A 17,745-nucleotide genomic window follows, 5' to 3' on the forward strand; every position below is an offset into this window, starting at 1 on the left:
CGCAGGAATAGCAGTATTTGCTTGATGAATAGTCTACATTTCGCTATTCATCTCGTAAAGTAGTGTGAATTCTTCTACAGTAGCCCGCGTTACCTCAACGACCCCGCAATCCAGGAGATTCCAGCATGAGCCAGCACCCAGGCTACCAGTCAGGCTTCGGCAACGAGTTCGCCACCGAGGCGCTGCCGGGCGCCCTGCCGCAGCACCGCAATTCGCCGCAGTGCGTGGCCTACGGCCTGTATGCCGAGCAGATCTCCGGCACGGCGTTTACCGCGCCGCGCAGCCACAACCGCCGCTCCTGGCTGTACCGGATTCGCCCGGCCGCCGTGCATGGCGCCTTCGAGGCGATGGATGCGGGCCGCATCGTGAGCCGCTTCGACACCCCGGCGCCGCCCGACCAGCTGCGCTGGAGCCCCCTGCCGATGCCGGACGCCCCCACCGATTTCCTGGAAGGCTGGGTCACCATGGCCGGCAACGGCTCGCCCGAAGCCATGAGCGGCTGCGCGATCCACCTGTACGCGGCCAACAAGCCGATGCAGGGGCGGTATTTCTACAGCGCCGACGGCGAACTGCTGGTCGTGCCCCAGCTCGGGCGCCTGGCCATCCACACCGAGCTCGGTTTGCTCGACGTCGCGCCGCAGGAGATTGCCGTGATCCCGCGCGGCGTGCGGTTCAGGGTCGATCTGCCTGACGGCGAAGCACGCGGCTATATCTGCGAGAATTTCGGCGCCCTCCTGCAGCTGCCCGACATGGGCCCGATCGGCTCGAACGGCCTGGCCAACCCGCGCGACTTCCTCACCCCCGTGGCCCGCTACGAAGACATCGAGGGCAATTTCGAGCTGGTCGCCAAGTTCTGCGGCGGCCTGTGGAAAGCATCCATCGGCCACTCGCCGCTGGACGTCGTCGCCTGGCACGGCAACTACGCGCCCTATAAATACGACCTGCGCCACTTCAACGCGATCGGCTCGATCAGCTACGACCACCCGGACCCGTCGATCTTCCTGGTGCTGCAGTCGCCCAGCGACACGCCCGGGGTGGACACGCTGGACTTCGTGATCTTCCCGCCGCGCTGGCTGGTCGGCGAAGACACCTTCCGCCCGCCCTGGTTCCACCGCAACGTGGCCAGCGAATTCATGGGCCTGATCCACGGCGCCTACGACGCCAAGGCCGACGGCTTCAACCCGGGCGGGGCCAGCCTGCACAACTGCATGAGCGGACACGGGCCGGACGCGGCCACCTTCGCCAAGGCGAGCAGCAGCGACACCTCGCAGCCGCACAAGGTGGCCGACACCATGGCCTTCATGTTCGAGACGCGCCAGGTGATCGTGCCCACTCCCTATGCGCTGGCCTCGAAACAGCGCCAGGCCGATTACCAGCAGTGCTGGGCCGGTATCCAGAAGAACTTCCGGCTCGCGCCTTAAGGCGCCAGGAAGCGGGTGGACTCCCGGCCGTCGGCATTGTGGTGCACGATGCGCACCGGGCGCCCTTGCGCGTCGAGCCACACCTGGCCGATGCCGGCCCCGTTCCAGACCCGCTCGCCGTGCCGGCGCCCTGCGGGCAGGTGCGGCGTGAAGGTCAGGTCGCGGCGCTGGGTGAACCAGTTCAGCGGCGAGCGCGGCGAATACAACCAGCGGTTGAGGCGGTCGAGCCAGTCGAGCAGGCGGGGCGGGAATTCGTTCTTGATGCCGCTGCTGGTGATCTGCCAGATATGCGGCGAGCGCTCCGAGCCACGCACCTCGACGTCGTAGGCAAACGAATAGTGCACATCGCCCGACAGCACCACGTAATTGCCCGGCGTGCGCGAGTGGCGGAAGATATTGAGCATGCTGCTGGCAGCGCCCCGGTGCGCCATCCAGTTCTCGGCGTCGACCGTCAGGGCCAGGCCGGCGAAGGTAGCAATCCGCTGCACCACCTCGATCAGCTTGACCCCGAACATGGGCGTCGGCGAGACGATGACGGCGGCCGTCTCGTCCAGCAGCTCGTGCTGCAGCTCGCACAGGGATTCCCAATCCATCAGGCCCGAAGGATGGCCGGGCCGGCGCCGGTTGCGCCAGCGCCGGGTGCGGGTGTCCAGCACGATGATCGTCGGCTTGGTGCGGATGACGAAGTCCCATTGGCGAAACGCCAGCAGGCGCGTGACCAGCGCGTCCTGCAAGGGCGCGTCCAGGCGGCCGTCGCCGGCTGCGGTGGCAGTGAGCCGCGCCATCGCGTCGAGCATCGTCCCGAACACCTCGGGGCGGTTGCCCCAGCCCTGGCACAGCATGTAGGCGATCAAGGCATTGCCCACGATGCGGCGCGAGAACGGGTGCCCGTAGGCGGTGGTCTCCCACTTGGCTGAGAGGTTCCAGTCGTCGGTGATGTCGTGGTCGTCGAAGATCATCAGGGTCTGCACATGCGCCAGCAGCCGCGCGGCACGCGGCAGATCGCGCCGGAAGCCCGCCAGTGCGTGCGACTCGCGCGCCCAGCGCTGGGCATGCGCCTGGTCCATCCGGGGGGCCGGCGCATCGGCCACCAGTTGCCATGGTACGGGCGACCATACCAGCAGATACATGGCCATCACCTCGGCCAGGGTGACCAGGTGGTTATGGGCGTTGGCCGTGGTGAAGATCGGCTTTTCGCTGCCCCCGAAAAAGCGGTCGCGCAGCGCCTCGTTGGACCTGACCGCGGGCAGCAGCTCCACGCGCCGGTAATAGCTGGCCGGATGGGCGTACAGCGCCTCGCTGTCGGCCACCACCGCGCCCTCGAGCGTCTCGCCATACAGCCCCAGGCGCCGCACCAGCGCATGGATCGCCGCCAGCATCGGCCCCGCCACGTCGTCGGCATACACCTGGTCGCCGCACAGCATGAGCATGGCGGGCCGCTCGTCGGCTTGGTGAAGGTGTTCGGCGATGATGGCATCGGCGCGCGCCAGGCCGTCGCGCGCCGGATGGTGCGGCTTGCGGCAGGAGCCGTACAGGATGTTGTCGCTGCGGCTGCGCAGCACCAGGTTCGGCCGGCTCGCGCCGGCATGCAGCAGGTGCGGCGCATAGTCGCCGATACCGATGGCGGCGCCATCTTCCTGGGCAAGGAGCAGGTCGTATTCGATGACCATGTCGAGCGGCAGCGCCTGCGGCAGCGCGACGTCGATCAGGTGCACCCAGGCGTGGCGGCCGACCGGCAGGACGCGGCAGCTCTGCGCGTCCAGCTGCAAGCGCCGGGACGCGCCTGCCTCGGGCGCCAGCACCAGGATCAGGTCGAGCGGCGCGCTGCCGACCAGCCACAACACCAGGCGGCCCGGCTCGAGGCGGCGCAGGATCGGGCCGGCAAGCACGGGCGGCAAGGCATCGGAGACAGGAAGCTGGGGCAATCGCGGCGCTGGGCTGGTTGAATGACCAAAACAGTGTAGCAGACAGGGCCGGCGGCCCGAGCACGGCGCGGTCGATGGGCTAGGCCATCACCTCGACCGCATGCATCGGATCGGTATATTCGCGGACCTCGAGGATCTTCCCTTCACGGAAGCGAAACAGGATGTGGTACTCGTTTGCATAGCGCTTTCCGGTTTTCGTCATTCCATGCGAGACCACTTCGGCCGCGACGCTGTCTCCCTCTCCGATCGCACTGTTCACTTCCATTTTCAAGCCGCCCTCGAAGAAGGAAAACAGCGCATCGAAAACAGACTGCATCTCCGCCTTGTGCTTCAAGCCGGCAAACGGGAACAGATGCGGCTTGCCGTTGACCCACCAGCTGGCATCCTCGTCCATCATCTCGAGGATGTGGTCGGTCCGCGCGCTGTCGAAGCAAGCGAGAAAGCGGCCGACCAGATGTTTGTTGGTATTCACATCCATGGAATTTCCTTTTCAAAGCACGCCAAGCGGGGCTGCCGCCGCGGTACACATCAGATCGAGGACGCTCGCGCATCGTCGATGTGGATCGACAGTCCGGACTGGCCGGGCAAGATGGCGGCCTTTAACGTGAGTGCCGGGATCTCGTAATCGCCCTTGTTCTGAGGACGAAACGCGATCGGATCGGCGCTGAAGAGCGTATCGAGCCTGTTCCCGAGTTCCTCGCGGATCTGCGCGAACCGGGGCGCATCGATGCTGCCGGTGCGGTACACCACGAAGGGCGGCATGACGTCGAAGCCCGGATAGAACAGGATGCCGTGGTTGATCGGATAGAGGATGTCGTCCATCGGGCCGTTGATGCCGCGCGGAGCGTAATGCGATTCCCAGCCACCGGCCGTGACCATCAGCATGGCGCGTTTTCCGGCCAGGGTGCCCTCGCCGAAACGGTCTCCCCAGTGGGTATCGGAATGCTCGCCGACGCCGTAGGCAAAGCCGCAGGCATAGACCCGCTCCACCCAGCCCTTGAGAATGGCCGGCATCGAGTACCACCACAAAGGAAACTGGAGAATGACCGCGTCGGCCCACAGCAGCTTTTCCTGCTCGCTGGCGATGTCCGGGCTTTGATGGCCGTTTTGGAAGGCATGCATCGATTCGGAGGCGACACTGAAATGGGAGTTGGACTGCGGCCGGGTGCTGTCTTGCGCGCTGATCGAGGCTTCCCACTCCATGGCGTACAGGTCCGACACCTGCACTGCATGCCCGGCGTCTTGCAGCCTTTGCATGGTGAATGCTTTCAACGCGCCGTTCAAGGATTGTGGTTCCGGATGCGCATATACGAGAAGGACGTTCATCGCTGGTCTTTCAATGGTTGGAAAAATTCAGGATAGATCCGCAACTGGTATATTGGAAATGAATAATCCACATACAAGCTATTAACATGCTTAATTTGCGTAAGCTCGACCTGAACTTGCTGGTGACCCTCGACGTGCTGCTGGCCGAGCGGAACGTCACGCGTGCGGCGCGCCGCCTCAACCTGTCGCAGCCGTCCGTCAGCGTGCATCTCGCCAAATTGCGCGATATCTTCGGGGATCCGCTGCTGCTTCCCGGGCCGCGCGGGATGCGGCCCACCGCGCGCGCGGAAGAATTGCTTCAGCCGCTGCGCGAAGCGCTCGAAACGCTCGAGCTCGCCGTCGCGCCGGCCCGGCCGTTCGACCCGGCGCAGTCCGACCGTACCTGGCGCATCGCCGCCTCCGATTCCAGCGGATCGTCGATCCTCCTTCCTGCGATGGCCGGCATGCGCTCGCTGGCGCCGGCAACCCGGCTGGCCGTGCTCGACCTGGTCCCGGCCCACATAGCCAGGCAGGCCGAGCAGGGCGAGATCGATCTGGCCCTGCATACCGCCGAAGGGTCCCCGTTAGGGCTACGCCGCCGTTTATTGTTCGCCGAGCGCTATGTGCTTGCCGGCAGAGTGGGCCACCCGCGCCTGGGGCCGCGACTGACGCTGGCGCAGTTCTGCGAACTCGAGCATGTCATCGTGTCGCCCGACGGCGGCGGTTTCCTCGGGGCGACCGACGCGGTGCTCGCCAAGGCGGGCGTGGCGCGCAAGGTCGTGCTCTCGGTCCCGCACTTCCTGTTCATGATGTCCGTGCTGGCCAGTACCGACCTCGTCGCCATGCTGCCTTCCCGGCTGGCGCGCAGCACCCGTGCGCTGCAGATCGTCGCGCCCCCGGTCGATGTCCCCGCCTATGACATGGTGATGCTGTGGCATGAGCGCTCCCACCGCGACCCGGCTCACCAGTGGCTGCGCGAGACCATCGCCGGCTCGGTATGACGCAAGCTGCCGTGCGGCAGAGCGCCACAGGCCGGATCGGCGCCACGCTCTTGTCTTGCTTGCAACTGAGACATTTTGTCCGGATGCAGGAGGCCTGCCTTTCCGTACAATGGCCATCACGCCGAGCAAGGGCTCCCGGCATGCTGAAAGCTGCCGTGCCCCTGTCTCATCCGTATGCGGCACGTCACCCGGAAGTCTTCATCATGGATTGGTTCCCCATCGTCGCCGGCACGTTCAAGGTTCTCGCCTTGGGCACCGGCATGTTCTTCGCCATCAAATGGCACTTCGATCAAGCGAACAAGGAGCAGGCGATGGAAAAGCGCGCCGTGCTGCGCGCGGCCGGCAAGGCGGCAGCCCTGTTCGTGCTGTCGCTCCTGGGCCTGGGGCTGGCCACCTTCTTCATCCTCGGCCAACTCAGCCTGGACATGACCCTGCCTTGACGGCAAGGAACAGCTGGCCGGGCCGCCGGCCAAGCCGCAGGAAACCGTCGAATTAGCCTTTTGTCATGATCGTGCGGCAGGTTTGGGGCCCGGCAGGCTATGATGTGCCGTGCGCAATCCCCGCGCGCCCGGACACGGCCCGGCTTGCCCGCGAAAGGCCTGTGCGCCAGTGTTGACCGACATATTGATCATCTCCATCCTGATTCTGATGAACGGGGTGTTCGCCATGAGCGAGTTGGCGCTGGTGTCGGCCAAGCGCATGCGCCTGGAACGGCGCGCCGAGGAAGGCAGCCGCGGGGCGCGCGCCGCGCTCAGGCTGGCCGACGATCCCAGCCACTTCCTCTCGACCGTGCAGGTCGGGATCACCCTGATCGGCATTTTCAACGGCGCCTTCGGCGAAGCCTCGCTGGTCAGCCACCTCACGCCCCACCTCGAGACCCTGCCCGGCATCGGCCCGTATGCGCGCGAAGTCGCGCTGGCGATCGTGGTGCTCGTGATCACGGTGGCCTCGATCATCTTCGGCGAACTGGTGCCCAAGCGGATCGCGATGGCCTACCCGGAGATGGTCGCCACCCTGATCGCACCGCCCCTGCGCACGCTGTCGGTGCTGATGTCGCCTTTCGTGAAGTTCCTGTCGCTGAGCACCAATGCCATCGTACGCCTGATGGGCATCCACCAGGCCAAGGAAGAAGCACCCACCGAAGAAGACATCGCCGGCATCATCAAGGAAGGCGCCGATACGGGCGTGTTCGAGAAGACCGAATACGACATCGTCTCGCGCGCCCTGCGCCTGGACGACCAGCACCTGAAGTCCCTGATGACGCCGCGCGTGGACCTGGTGATCCTCGACCTGGCCGAGGACCGCGCCGCCAACCTCCAGACCATCGTCTCCCAGCCCTACAGCCGCTTCCTGGTCTGCCGCGGCGACCGCTCGCACATCCTGGGCTACGTGCTGGCGCGCGACCTGCTGGCGCAGGCGGTGCAGGTCGGTTCGATCGATGCGATCGACATCGACGGCGCGGTGCAGGACTTGCTGTATGTGCCCGAGACCGTGGGCGCCATGGTGCTGCTGGAGATGTTCAAGAAGAACCGCGCCGAACTGGCCCTGATCGTCGACGAATACGGCGACATCCAGGGCATGGTCACGCTCTCCGACATCATGAGCGCGCTGGTGGGCGACGTGGCGGTCGGCGGCGAAGAGCACGATGCCGATGCGGTGCAGCGCCAGGACGGCAGCTGGCTGCTCGATGGCGGCGTCTCGCTCGACCGCTTCCGCGACCTGCTCGCGGCCAACGCGACCTTCCCCGGCGAAGACACCGGCGCCTACCACACCCTGGCCGGTTTCCTGCTCTACCAGCTCGGCTACATCCCGAAGGGGGCCGACATCGTCGAGTGGGACAGCTTCTGCTTCGAGGTCATGGACATGGACGGCAACCGGATCGACCGCATCCTGGTGACGCGCCGCGATCCGCCGCCGGCGCCGGAACCCGAGCTGGATTAACCATCTCTTAAGCGTTCTGCGGTAAGCTCCCGCCAACTCAACAGCGGGAGCAATGCGGTGGACGTCGTCAAACTCGGACCGGTCTTGCTTCCCGTGGCCACCCTGCTGGTGCTTGCCGCCATCCTGGCCGCCAATGGCGTGGCCGAATGGCAGCGCCGCCGCCACGGCCTGGACGCCGGGCCGCTGCTGTGGAAGATCCTTATCGGCGGCTTCCTCGCCGCCCGCGCCGTGTTCGTGCTGCGCCACCACGACCTGTTCCTGGCCAGTCCCCTCTCCGCCTTCGACATCCGCGACGGCGGCTTCGACCGCGGCGTCGGCGTGATCGTGGCCTGCGCCATCGCCGCCGAACTGACCCGCCGCCATGCGCCGCTGCGGCGCCCCTTGCTGCTGGCGACCCTGGTGGGCGGCGCCGTCTGGCTGGGCGGCACCGTGATGCAGCGCGCCATGGCGCCGGCGCGGGCCCCGCTGCCGGACCTGGTGGTGCGGCGGCTCGATGGCGCCGAAGTGGCGCTGCGCAGCTACCAGGGCAAGCCGCTGGTGGTGAACCTGTGGGCCACCTGGTGCCCGCCCTGCCGGCGCGAGATGCCGGCCCTGCACGCCGCGCAGCTGGCCAATCCGGGCGTGGCCTTCGTGTTCGTCAACCAGGGGGAATCGGCGGCCACCGTCACGCGCTATCTGGCGGACCAGGGCTTGAAGATGGCGAACGTGGTAATCGACCCGGCCGCCCAGGTGTCGGCGCGCACCGGCTCGCCCGGCTACCCCACCACGCTGTTCTACGACCCGCGCGGCATGCTGCAGTCGCGCCACGCGGGCGAGCTGTCGGAAGCCACCCTGCGCGACAAGCTCGCGGCGATGGGAAGGTAGGCCAGGCTTCCCGCACGGCCGCGCTTGTGGTACAACAGCGCGCACCCAGGAGAGCCCATGCAAGCCACCCCGATCCAGCTGTTCGACGCCGAGTCGTCCACCTACACGTATATCTTGTGCGCGCCGGACAACCGCGACGCCGTCATCATCGATCCGGTCGACCGCCACTGGCAGCGCGACCTCGGCCACATCGAGCGCCTTGGCCTCACGCTGACCCACGTGCTGGAAACCCATGCCCATGCCGACCACGTCACCTCGGCCGGCAAGCTGCGCGCGCTCACCGGCGCCAAGGCCTGCGTGCCGAGCGGATGCGGCATCGGGCCGGCCGAAGTGCAGTTCGAGGACGGCGACGTGGTGCGCTTCGGCCGGCGCGAGCATATCGCCGTGATCCACACGCCCGGCCACACCGCGGGCAGCATGTGCTACCTGTGGCGCGGCAACCTGTTCACCGGCGACACCCTGCTGGTGGACGGCTGCGGGCGCACCGATTTCCAGGGCGGCAGCGCCGGTGCCCTGTACGACAGCGTCACCCTCAAGCTGTTCGCGCTCGACGACGCCACCCGCGTCTGGCCCGGTCATGACTACAAGGGCCAGTCGCTGTCCTCGATCGGCTGGGAGAAGCGCCACAACGCGCGCCTGGCCGCGCGCTCGCGCGAGGAATTCGTCGTGCTGATGGCGGGCCTGAACCTGCCGCGTCCGAAGCTGATGGACGTCGCGCTGCCGGCCAACCGCAACCTCGGCCTGGCCCACGGCGCCTGAAAGGCGGCCGGCGCCGCGCCAGGCGCGACAGTAGAACAACACCTCCATTCAAGGCGCATGACAGGAATCGATACTTAAGGTATCCTGTTTCCTTTAGTTAATACGTAGTGCGCAGAAGTAACTATTCATGAAGCGATGCGTACCAGGGCCGCTGAATGAAACAGTTCTACGACATTGCGCAATGGCGCCTTCGGATCTTCACCAAGCTGATGTCGACCGTGCTCGTGCTCGGCACGGTCGCCGCAGTGCCCAGCGCCACGCTGGCGCTGAGCCAGGGCATGTGGCAGATCGCCGTCATGGATGCCATCGCCCTGAGCTGGATCTTCGCGATCTGGTCGTACGACCGCCTGCCCTACACCTTGCGCGTCCTGAATTTCCTCGCCGTGCTGTTCATGGTCGGCACCGGCCTGATGCTCACGGTGGGCGCCGTCAGCCAGATCTTCCTGATGGCGCCGCCAGTGCTGGCGGTGATCCTGCTCGGCACCCGGCAGGCGCTCGCCGCCCTCCTGCTCAGCGCCGCCATCATCCTCGGCCTGGGGCTGTCCGGGCACGCCGAGCTGGTGGTCAGGGGCCTGGGCGGCGGCACCCTGCTGCCGTCCCTGATCGTCACCCTCAACTACCTGTGCGTGGGCGCCCTGATCACGATCACCTGCGGCACCCTGCTCAAGGGGCTGTCCCAGACCCTGGGCGAGATCCAGGGCTTTGCCGAATCGCTCGAAGCCAAGCAGGACAAGCTGCACGAGCTCAACGCCGAGCTGCGCCTGACGTCGGCCGCGGTGGCGCGCCTGAACGACCTGGTGGTCATCGCCCAGGCCGTCGACGAGCCGGGCGCCCACCAGCCGATCATCTTCGCCAACGAAGCCTTCGAACGCCGCACCGGCTACAGCCGCGACGACATCATCGGCCAGAGCATGCGCATCCTGCATGGCCCGGAAACCGATCCGCGCGAGCTTGACCGCATCCTGGACGCGGTCGCGCGCAACGAGTCCGTCACCGCGGAGCTGATCAACTACACCAAGTCCGGCGAGCCGTTCTGGGTCCAGATGGAGATGGTGCCCTTCGCCAGCGAGGCCGGCCGCAACACGCACTGGGTGGCGGTCGGGCGCGACGTCACCGAGCGCCGCAATTCCGACACCAAGATCCACCGCCTGGCCTTCTACGACGTGCTCACCGGCCTGCCCAACCGGCGCCTGCTGACCGAGCGCCTGGATACCCTGGTCGCCACCCGCAATGCCACCGGCATGCTCGGCGCCGTGCTGTTCATCGACCTCGACAACTTCAAGTACGTCAACGACGCCCGCGGCCACGCCACCGGCGACGCCCTGCTCAAGCACGCCGCCGCGCGCCTGGGTTCGGTAGTGCGCAAGCGCGACACCGTGGCGCGCCTGGGCGGCGACGAATTCGTGGTCCTGCTGGGCGACCTGGGCGAGAACACCGATGCCGCCACCGCGACCGCATTGGCCGTGGCCGACAAGGTGCTGGCGGCGCTGGGCGAAGAAGTCACCATCGACGAGCATACCTACCGCTGTACCGGCAGCGTCGGCGTGGCGCTGCCGCTGCTGTCGGGCCACTCGGCCCACGACCTGCTGCGCGAAGCCGACACCGCCATGTACCAGGCCAAGGCCGGCGGGCGCAACGGCGTGGCCCTGTTCGAGACCAATATGCTGGCCGAGGCCGAGCGCAAGCTCACGCTCGAGCGCGACCTGGCATCCGCGCTGGAAAACGGCGAGCTGGCGATGCACCTGCAGCTGCAGGTCGACAGCAACCAGCATCCGGTCGGCGCCGAACTCTTGATGCGCTGGCGCCGCGCCGACGGCGTGCTGGTGCCGCCCGACGTGTTCATCCCGATCGCCGAGTCGAGCGGCCTGATCGTCCCGCTGGGGAACTGGGTGCTGCGCGAAGCCTGCGCTTCCTGGCTGCGGCTGGAAGCGGCCGGCCACCCGATCCCGCTGTCGATCAACGTCAGCCCGGCGCAGTTCCGCCAGGCCGACTTCGTCGAGGGCGTGCGCAGCATCCTGCGCGAGACCCGCGCCCCGGCCGGCCAGCTGATCTTCGAGGTCACCGAGGGCCTGCTGGTGCAGGACCTGGACGAGACCATCGCGCGCATGCACGAACTGGCGGCCCTGGGCATCCGCTTCTCGATCGACGATTTCGGCACCGGCTATTCGAACCTGGCCTACCTCAAGAAGATGCCGCTGTACGAACTGAAGATCGACAAGAGCTTCATCCGCGACACCCCGAACGACGTCAACGGCACCGCGATCGTGCAGTCGATCCTGGCCATGGCCGACCACCTGGGCCTGCGCGTGGTGGCCGAAGGCATCGAGACGGCGCAGCAGGCCCAGTACCTGGCCGAAAACGGCAGCCCCTGCATGCAGGGCTATCTGTTCTCGCGTCCGGCGCCGCTCGACGACCTGCTGGCGCAGCTGTCCATCAAGGCGGCTTGAGCGCCGGCGCCGCCGGCAGGCTCAGGTAGCAAGCAAGCGTCCGGCACTTTCCTTCAGCCCCGCATCCGGCAGGAACTGGTCGGAGATCGTCAGGATCGCGTACAGGTTGCGCTTGAGTTCATCGGCGGGCAGCTCGCCTTCCCGCAGCGCCGTCTGCAGCAGGTGCAGCGCCATGTCGGCCAGCAGGATGCGCTGCTTGCCGGCCCATGCCGCGTCGCCGCGCGTGGCCGCATGCCGGCGGTAGGCCGACTCGGTCAGCGCATGCGCCTTGTGGCCCAGGGCCGCGATTTCAGTCCGGGTCGCGTTATCCATCGTGTTCATCCTGTTCAAGGTAGTCGGTGCGTCCTGCAGGCAGCAGTGTAGCCCACGCGATGGGGAAGCAGCCGGGACGCGATCGGTGGATAATCATGGCATCACCAAGCACCCGGAGACAAGCCATGGCGCACCAGAGCATCCTCGACTTTTCCACGCCGGGGCGCGGCACGCGCGACATCACCGAAGCGGTGGCGGGCGTGGTGCGCGCATCCGGCGTGCAGTGCGGCCTGGCCCACGTGTTCGTGCAGCACACCAGCTGCTCGGTCTTCATCACCGAGAACGCCGACCCCGACGTCCGGCGCGATCTCGAGACGATCCTGGCGCGGCTCGCGCCCGACGCCGACCCGGCCTACCGCCACGATGCCGAAGGCCCGGACGACATGGCGGCCCATGTGCGCACCATGCTTGCCGGGTCGGGCCTGACCGTGCCGGTGGGCGGCGCGCGCCTGCTGCTCGGGACCTGGCAAGGCATCTACCTGTACGAGCACCGCACTGCGCCGCACCGGCGGCGCGTGGTGGTCACGGTGATGTGATTGCGCCATATGTATCCGTTTGTCGTGGACAGCGCGGGCAGCGCTGGGTAAGCTGCGGTGTCATTCCACGCCAGAGGAACCGCGATGTCCCGCCTGCTCACCGCGCTGCTGACGACGGCCAGCCTCCTGCTATCCTTGAGCGCCTGCCAGGCCACCCCGGCAGCGGCGCCAGGCTCGCCCGCCGCCGACCACCACCAGCACCTGTTCAGCCCCGGCATCATCGCGCTGATCGCGCCCAAGCCCGGCCCGGACGCGCTGGTGGAAATCCCGGTGACCGACCTGATTGCCTACCTCGACGAGGCCGGGATCGGCCGCGCCGCCGTGATGTCGGTGGCCTATATGTACGGCCGCCCCTCGCGCGTGATCGAGGACGAATACGCCAAGGTGAAGCTTGAAAACGACTGGACCGGCGCCCAGGCCGCAAAATATCCTGGCCGCCTGCGCGCCTTCTGCGGCTTCAACCCGCTGAAGGACTATGCGCTGGCCGAACTGGAACGCTGCGCGGCCCACCCGCAGCTCAGGCACGGGATCAAGATGCACTTCGGGAATTCCGACGTCCAGCTCGAGAACCCGGCCCATATCGCCCGCCTGCAGGAAGTCTTCCGCGCAGCCAACCGGCACCGCATGGCGATCGCCGTGCACATGCGCGCCTCGATCTCGCTCAAGCGTCCCTATGGCCAGGCGCAGGCACAGGCTTTCCTCACGCAGCTGATGCCGCTGGCCACCGACATCGTGGTGCAGGTGGCGCATCTGGCCGGCGCCGGTCCCGGCTACGAGGATCCGCCGGCCAACGAGGTGATGCGCGCCTTTGCCGAAGCCGCGGCGCGCAAGGACCCGCACACCCGCAACCTGTGGTTCGACGTCGCCTCGATCGCCACGCCGGCTATCACGCCCTTGCACGCGCGCGAAATGGTGGAACGCATCCGCCAGGTCGGGGTCGACAGGATCCTGTACGGCTCGGACGCGGCCACGCCCACCAACATGAAGCCGCGCCAGGCCTGGGCGGCCCTGCGCGCCCTGCCGCTCACGCCCACGGAAATCGACCGCATCGCCAACAACGTGGCGCCCTACCTGCGCTGAGCAGCGCCGCCGGCGGCGCGGCGGCGGGCCTGGCGCCACCTGCCGCGCATAATCGGCGCAGACAGGCACGTTTTCGTGTCAATTGTGAGTTTTGTTGAATTTCGGGGCCACCGGCGGCTGCTATGCTCGCGGCCTTCGCTAGCCTGCACGCACCCGCGCGCGGCCGGCGCCGCAGACAATACCGCAGTCGACACCGAACGAATGACACCCAAGAACACCCTGTGGGCGCTGCTGGCGCTCATGCTCGCCAGCGGCATGGCCGAAGCGCTGTACGCCGCGGCCCATATGCAGATGCCGGCCTGGTGGATCCTCCTGACCGCCTTCCTGCTCAACTTCCTGCCTTATTACTGGTACCGCCAGGACAGCGAGGCGCGCATGTTCCGCCGCTCGCGCTGGATGAATGCCTTCGTGGTCGGCATCGGGCCGGTCGCCATCCCGGTCTACCTGATCCGCAGCCGCGAGAAAGGCCGGCGCCTGCGCTCGCTGGCGCGCATGTCCGGCTTCGTGCTGGCCATGATGGGGGCGACCGTGATGGGCGCGATCGCCTTCTTCCTGATGCCGGGTTGAGGCCGCAAACCATGCGCGCCGGGTAATTGCATGGCCCGGACTCCCGGCGCCGCCTCCCCTGCCTATAATCCCCGCACATTCACTTCAGGACCGTCATGCGCCCACTCCTTCCCGTCCGTCTTGCGCGCCCTCTGGGCTGCGCCCTCTTCGCCGCCCTGCTCGCGACCGCCGCATCGGCCCAGTCGCTGCCGCCCGGCTGCGTCCTTGGTGAAGTCGCGACGTTGCCGCTCACCTTCCACGGCGACAGCGTGCCGGTGGCCGAGGCCCGCATCAACGGCAAGCCGGTCGAGGCCCTGATCGACAGCGGCGGACAGCATGCGACCGTGCTCGACAAGGACACGCTGGAGGCCATGGGCGTCAAGGTGATCAGCTCCGAGACCAATTACGCCGGGGTCTACGTGCTGAACGCGAATATCGAGCATATCGCCATCGGCGCCACCGAATTGCGCAAAGCCTGGTTCGCGGTCGACAAGCTCACCGACGAGGGCGTCGGCGCGCGCATCGGCGCCAACTACCTGTTCCGCAACGACGTCGAACTCAACCTGCAGGACCGCTACCTCAAGTTCTTCAAGCCCACCGGCTGCCTGCGCGCGCCGCTCGCCTACTGGGACCCGAAGACGCCGTCGGTGCCCTTCCAGGTCCACCCGCAGCGCAAGGACCTGCGCCCCTGGTTCAAGGTGCGCATCAACGGCGAGGACGTCAACGCCGTGATCTCGACCACGACCACGCACTCCTACCTCGATTTGTTCACGGCCAAACGCATGGGTCTGACCCCGGAATCGCCCGGCGCGACGCGCGGGCAGCCCGGATTGAAATGGAATGACCGCGACTCGACATTCTGGACCGTTCCCGTGCCGCAGATGGCGATCGGCAAACTGGAGACGAAAGACTTCAGCCTGCGCCTGGTGAACATGGAACGCTCGGGCGAGATGCTGGTGCTGGGCACCGACTTCCTCAAGCGCTACCGCGTGTACGTCGCCATGAGCCAGAACCGGATCTATTTCAGCCAGGTGGCGCAGGCTGCGGCGGGTGCTGCCGCACCTTGAACCCCTTCCGCAGCAACGAAAAAAGGCGCCGAGGCGCCTCTTTTCATTGCCGAAGCAGGACGCTTCAAGCCTTGCGGCGGCGGCGTGACAGGCCCAGGCCGGCGATGCCGGCGGCCAGCAGGCCCAGCGATGCCGGTTCCGGCACCTGGTGCAGGCGCACGGCCAGCGACTCGTTACAAGCGCCGGCGCAGCCGCCACCGACGTCGCCATCGAGCAGGCTCCACTGGCCAACCTGGCCCTGGCCCCAGTCGATCCAGGTGTGGCGGGTGAACCATGGGGTGGCGACAGCCACGTCGAACATCGGCGCGCCATTGACCACGTAGTCGAGGCGTGCGCCGCTGGCTTCATCCAGGTTGTTGCCGGTCTTGTAGTCGACATTGGCGCCCACGAACGAGAACTGGTCGGCGTCCAGGCCGCCGATTTCGTTGTAGATGGCCTTGGTCATCGCGCCCCAGCCGTACTTCGACTGGATGGAGAAATCGATGCCGCTCGGCGTAGTCAACTGGCTCCATGGCGAGATCCAGGCGATGTCGTATTTGCCGACGGTGATGTAGGCATTCTTCGGCAGTTCGGTGGTCATCAGCGGCGCGGCTGCGACGCTATTGCACAGTAATGCTGCCAGGACGGCGATCGAGCCAGTGATTTTTTTCATTTCAGGGTTCCCTTGGTTATATTTTGAACTACGATGATGTTCATATGCAATCTCTATGCCAGCAATGCAACATATTGAATCTTTAGGCAATTTTTCTCATCGTAAATACTGAGTGTAAAAAGATCCGACAGGCATTGCTTAATCGCGGGCAGCGCAGCGCCGGTCCAGGCTCGCGCCGCCTTCGCGCGCCAGCAGGTAAGCTGTCTCCATCGCAGCGTGCACACGCTGTCTATCCAATGGAGAACAAGATGCGCAAAATGATCATGATGGCAATTGCAGGCTTCCTCTGGAAAAAACTCGGCGGCAAATCGGTACGCCGTTCGGGCTATCCACGCAACTACCGCGGCTTCTAGGCACGCGCCATGGACGGGCACGGGCAAGTTTTCGCCCGCTGCGCCGTCCTTGCAGTAGAATCGCTGGCTTTAAGGCAACTGTTGCCTTCGGACCCAGAGGCCAGCGATGAACGAGCCGCAGCACCAAGCAAGTAACGAACTCAAGCGCGGTCTCAAGAACCGCCACATCCAGCTGATCGCCCTCGGCGGCGCCATTGGTACCGGCCTGTTCCTCGGCGTTGCCCAGACCATCCAGATGGCCGGCCCCTCGGCCCTGCTCGGCTATGCGTTCGCCGGCCTGATCGCCTTCCTGATCATGCGCCAGATGGGCGAGATGATCGTCGACGAGCCCGTCGCCGGCTCCTTCGGCTATTTCGCCGCGAAATACGGCAGCCCCATGGCCGGCTTCATGTCGGGCTGGAACTACTGGGTCATGTACATCCTGGTCAGCATGGCCGAACTCTCGGCACTCGGCATCTATATCCAGTACTGGTTCCCCGAGATTCCCACCTGGATGTCGGCGCTCGGCTTCTTCGTGCTGGTCAACCTGCTCAGCCTGATGAACGTGAAGGCTTTCGGCGAGCTCGAATTCTGGTTCTCGATTATCAAGGTCGCAGCCGTGGTCGGCATGATCGTGTTCGGCGTCTATCTCCTGGTGAGCGACACCGCCGGCCCGCAGGCGGGCGTGGCCAACCTGTGGCGCCACGGCGGCTTCTTCCCGAGCGGTTTTGCCGGACTGGCGCTGTCGATGGCGGTGATCATGTTCTCCTTCGGCGGGCTGGAAATGATCGGCATCACCGCCGCCGAGGCCGACAATCCGGGGCGGACCATCCCGCGCGCCATCAACCAGGCGATCTGGCGCATCGCGATTTTCTATGTCGGCGCGCTGGCCGTGCTCTTGATGCTCTACCCGTGGACCAAGGTCGCGCTGGGCGGCAGCCCCTTCGTGCTGATCTTCGCCGCCCTCGACAGCAACGTAGTGGCCAATATCCTCAACCTGGTCGTGCTGACCGCCGCGCTGTCGGTCTACAACGGCTGCGTGTATGCCAACAGCCGCATGCTGTTTGGCCTCGCGGAACAGGGCAATGCGCCGCGCGCCCTGATGAAGGTGAACCGCCGCGGCGTGCCGCTGGCGGCGCTGGCGGTGTCTGCGTTCGCTACCGGCATCTGCATCTGTATCAATTATTTTCTCCCGCGCGAAGCCTTCGGCATGCTGATGGGCCTGGCCGTGGCGGCCCTGGTCATCAACTGGGGCATGATTTGCTGGAGCCACCTGCGCTTTCGCCGCCGCAAGGATGCGGCCGGCCAGGCCACCGCCTTCCGCAGCCCGCTGTTCCCGCTGACGAACTACCTGTGCCTGGCCTTCCTGGCCGGCATCGTAGTGGTGATGTATTTGACACCCGGCCTGCAGGTGTCGGTGTTCATGATTCCGGCCTGGCTATTGCTGCTGGGCCTGGGCTACTGGATGCGCCAGCGCAATAGGGGCGCGCAACGGGTTGCCCCGGCCTGACCGGATGAAGCGACACGCAGTCAAGAATCAAGCGGGAGGAGTGCACT

17 protein-coding genes are annotated in these 17,745 nt (G+C 66.3%); 12 read left to right on the plus strand and 5 right to left on the minus strand.

The window, feature by feature from the left end; translation table 11 throughout:
* Nucleotides 1-125 precede the first annotated feature (125 nt).
* On the plus strand, nucleotides 126-1,421 hold the full coding sequence (hmgA, locus tag AC3XQU_RS03815; RefSeq protein WP_489872814.1) for a homogentisate 1,2-dioxygenase: 1,296 nt from the start codon (nucleotides 126-128) through the stop codon (nucleotides 1,419-1,421).
* Here the strand turns inward: hmgA and AC3XQU_RS03820 are convergent.
* From AC3XQU_RS03820 to AC3XQU_RS03830, 3 genes are all read right to left on the minus strand, one after another.
* Nucleotides 1,418-3,310 carry a metallophosphoesterase family protein gene (locus AC3XQU_RS03820; protein WP_489873197.1) on the minus strand — a complete coding sequence of 631 codons (1,893 nt, stop codon included), beginning with the start codon at nucleotides 3,308-3,310 and terminating at the stop codon, nucleotides 1,418-1,420. The two genes, hmgA and AC3XQU_RS03820, sit on opposite strands and share 4 nt — an antisense overlap.
* Before the next feature lie 115 nt (nucleotides 3,311-3,425).
* The gene (locus AC3XQU_RS03825) at nucleotides 3,426-3,824 is read right to left on the minus strand and encodes a nuclear transport factor 2 family protein (RefSeq protein ID WP_489872815.1); all 399 of its coding nucleotides are present in this window, start codon (nucleotides 3,822-3,824) and stop codon (nucleotides 3,426-3,428) included.
* Nucleotides 3,825-3,874: 50 nt separating this feature from the next.
* A complete protein-coding gene (locus AC3XQU_RS03830) occupies nucleotides 3,875-4,672 on the minus strand; it encodes an NAD(P)H-dependent oxidoreductase (protein WP_489872816.1) in 798 nt (265 codons plus the stop codon).
* An 86-nt stretch (nucleotides 4,673-4,758) separates the two neighbouring features.
* On the opposite strand from AC3XQU_RS03830, the gene AC3XQU_RS03835 reads away from it, so the two are divergent.
* The 6 genes from AC3XQU_RS03835 (at nucleotide 4,759) to AC3XQU_RS03860 (ending at nucleotide 11,663) form a co-directional block, all read left to right on the plus strand.
* Complete coding sequence (locus tag AC3XQU_RS03835; protein WP_489872817.1) at nucleotides 4,759-5,652, plus strand: LysR family transcriptional regulator; 894 nt, start codon at nucleotides 4,759-4,761, stop codon at nucleotides 5,650-5,652.
* A gap of 140 nt (nucleotides 5,653-5,792) precedes the next feature.
* A complete protein-coding gene (locus AC3XQU_RS03840) occupies nucleotides 5,793-6,092 on the plus strand; it encodes a hypothetical protein (RefSeq protein ID WP_489872818.1) in 300 nt (99 codons plus the stop codon).
* 184 nt (nucleotides 6,093-6,276) lie between these two features.
* Nucleotides 6,277-7,593, plus strand: coding sequence for a hemolysin family protein (locus AC3XQU_RS03845; RefSeq protein WP_489872819.1), 1,317 nt, complete (start codon nucleotides 6,277-6,279; stop codon nucleotides 7,591-7,593).
* 57 nt (nucleotides 7,594-7,650) lie between these two features.
* On the plus strand, nucleotides 7,651-8,457 hold the full coding sequence (locus AC3XQU_RS03850) for a TlpA family protein disulfide reductase (protein WP_489872820.1): 807 nt from the start codon (nucleotides 7,651-7,653) through the stop codon (nucleotides 8,455-8,457).
* Nucleotides 8,458-8,514: 57 nt separating this feature from the next.
* A complete protein-coding gene (locus AC3XQU_RS03855) occupies nucleotides 8,515-9,216 on the plus strand; it encodes an MBL fold metallo-hydrolase (protein WP_489872821.1) in 702 nt (233 codons plus the stop codon).
* A gap of 155 nt (nucleotides 9,217-9,371) precedes the next feature.
* Nucleotides 9,372-11,663 (plus strand): putative bifunctional diguanylate cyclase/phosphodiesterase, encoded by a 2,292-nt coding sequence (locus AC3XQU_RS03860; protein ID WP_489872822.1) that lies wholly within the window; start codon nucleotides 9,372-9,374, stop codon nucleotides 11,661-11,663.
* A gap of 21 nt (nucleotides 11,664-11,684) precedes the next feature.
* Here AC3XQU_RS03860 and AC3XQU_RS03865 read toward each other — a convergent pair whose 3' ends face one another.
* Nucleotides 11,685-11,975 (minus strand): hypothetical protein, encoded by a 291-nt coding sequence (locus tag AC3XQU_RS03865; protein ID WP_489872823.1) that lies wholly within the window; start codon nucleotides 11,973-11,975, stop codon nucleotides 11,685-11,687.
* A 125-nt stretch (nucleotides 11,976-12,100) separates the two neighbouring features.
* On the opposite strand from AC3XQU_RS03865, the gene AC3XQU_RS03870 reads away from it, so the two are divergent.
* The 4 genes from AC3XQU_RS03870 to AC3XQU_RS03885 all read left to right on the plus strand — a co-directional run bounded on the left by AC3XQU_RS03870 (nucleotide 12,101) and on the right by AC3XQU_RS03885 (nucleotide 15,204).
* Complete coding sequence (locus AC3XQU_RS03870; protein WP_489873198.1) at nucleotides 12,101-12,511, plus strand: secondary thiamine-phosphate synthase enzyme YjbQ; 411 nt, start codon at nucleotides 12,101-12,103, stop codon at nucleotides 12,509-12,511.
* A gap of 84 nt (nucleotides 12,512-12,595) precedes the next feature.
* Nucleotides 12,596-13,591: an amidohydrolase family protein gene (locus AC3XQU_RS03875; RefSeq protein WP_489872824.1), complete on the plus strand. Its 996-nt coding sequence runs from the start codon at nucleotides 12,596-12,598 to the stop codon at nucleotides 13,589-13,591.
* Between the two features lie 201 nt (nucleotides 13,592-13,792).
* On the plus strand, nucleotides 13,793-14,158 hold the full coding sequence (locus AC3XQU_RS03880; RefSeq protein WP_489872825.1) for a hypothetical protein: 366 nt from the start codon (nucleotides 13,793-13,795) through the stop codon (nucleotides 14,156-14,158).
* Nucleotides 14,159-14,253: 95 nt separating this feature from the next.
* The gene (locus tag AC3XQU_RS03885; RefSeq protein ID WP_489872826.1) at nucleotides 14,254-15,204 is read left to right on the plus strand and encodes a retroviral-like aspartic protease family protein; all 951 of its coding nucleotides are present in this window, start codon (nucleotides 14,254-14,256) and stop codon (nucleotides 15,202-15,204) included.
* A gap of 64 nt (nucleotides 15,205-15,268) precedes the next feature.
* On the opposite strand, the gene AC3XQU_RS03890 is transcribed toward AC3XQU_RS03885, so the two are convergent.
* A complete protein-coding gene (locus tag AC3XQU_RS03890; RefSeq protein ID WP_489872827.1) occupies nucleotides 15,269-15,856 on the minus strand; it encodes a PEP-CTERM sorting domain-containing protein in 588 nt (195 codons plus the stop codon).
* Nucleotides 15,857-16,315: 459 nt separating this feature from the next.
* Here AC3XQU_RS03890 and AC3XQU_RS03895 point away from each other — a divergent pair, with 459 nt between their 5' ends.
* Nucleotides 16,316-17,698 (plus strand): amino acid permease, encoded by a 1,383-nt coding sequence (locus tag AC3XQU_RS03895; protein WP_489872828.1) that lies wholly within the window; start codon nucleotides 16,316-16,318, stop codon nucleotides 17,696-17,698.
* Nucleotides 17,699-17,745: the final 47 nt, after the last annotated feature.

The organism is Telluria sp. AZSoR62 (assembly GCF_058111565.1).

Bases quoted from the DNA above. Each gene is read 5' to 3' on its own strand.
- AC3XQU_RS03830 (WP_489872816.1), bottom strand. From the start codon at position 4,672: ATGAACGTCCTTCTCGTATATGCGCATCCGGAACCACAATCCTTGAAC.
- AC3XQU_RS03855 (WP_489872821.1), top strand. From the start codon at position 8,515: ATGCAAGCCACCCCGATCCAGCTGTTCGACGCCGAGTCGTCCACCTAC.
- AC3XQU_RS03840 (WP_489872818.1), top strand. From the start codon at position 5,793: ATGCTGAAAGCTGCCGTGCCCCTGTCTCATCCGTATGCGGCACGTCAC.
- AC3XQU_RS03890 (WP_489872827.1), bottom strand. From the start codon at position 15,856: ATGAAAAAAATCACTGGCTCGATCGCCGTCCTGGCAGCATTACTGTGC.
- AC3XQU_RS03835 (WP_489872817.1), top strand. From the start codon at position 4,759: ATGCTTAATTTGCGTAAGCTCGACCTGAACTTGCTGGTGACCCTCGAC.
- AC3XQU_RS03885 (WP_489872826.1), top strand. From the start codon at position 14,254: ATGCGCCCACTCCTTCCCGTCCGTCTTGCGCGCCCTCTGGGCTGCGCC.
- AC3XQU_RS03860 (WP_489872822.1), top strand. From the start codon at position 9,372: ATGAAACAGTTCTACGACATTGCGCAATGGCGCCTTCGGATCTTCACC.
- AC3XQU_RS03865 (WP_489872823.1), bottom strand. From the start codon at position 11,975: ATGGATAACGCGACCCGGACTGAAATCGCGGCCCTGGGCCACAAGGCG.
- hmgA (WP_489872814.1), top strand. From the start codon at position 126: ATGAGCCAGCACCCAGGCTACCAGTCAGGCTTCGGCAACGAGTTCGCC.
- AC3XQU_RS03880 (WP_489872825.1), top strand. From the start codon at position 13,793: ATGACACCCAAGAACACCCTGTGGGCGCTGCTGGCGCTCATGCTCGCC.
- AC3XQU_RS03870 (WP_489873198.1), top strand. From the start codon at position 12,101: ATGGCGCACCAGAGCATCCTCGACTTTTCCACGCCGGGGCGCGGCACG.
- AC3XQU_RS03875 (WP_489872824.1), top strand. From the start codon at position 12,596: ATGTCCCGCCTGCTCACCGCGCTGCTGACGACGGCCAGCCTCCTGCTA.
- AC3XQU_RS03895 (WP_489872828.1), top strand. From the start codon at position 16,316: ATGAACGAGCCGCAGCACCAAGCAAGTAACGAACTCAAGCGCGGTCTC.
- AC3XQU_RS03825 (WP_489872815.1), bottom strand. From the start codon at position 3,824: ATGGATGTGAATACCAACAAACATCTGGTCGGCCGCTTTCTCGCTTGC.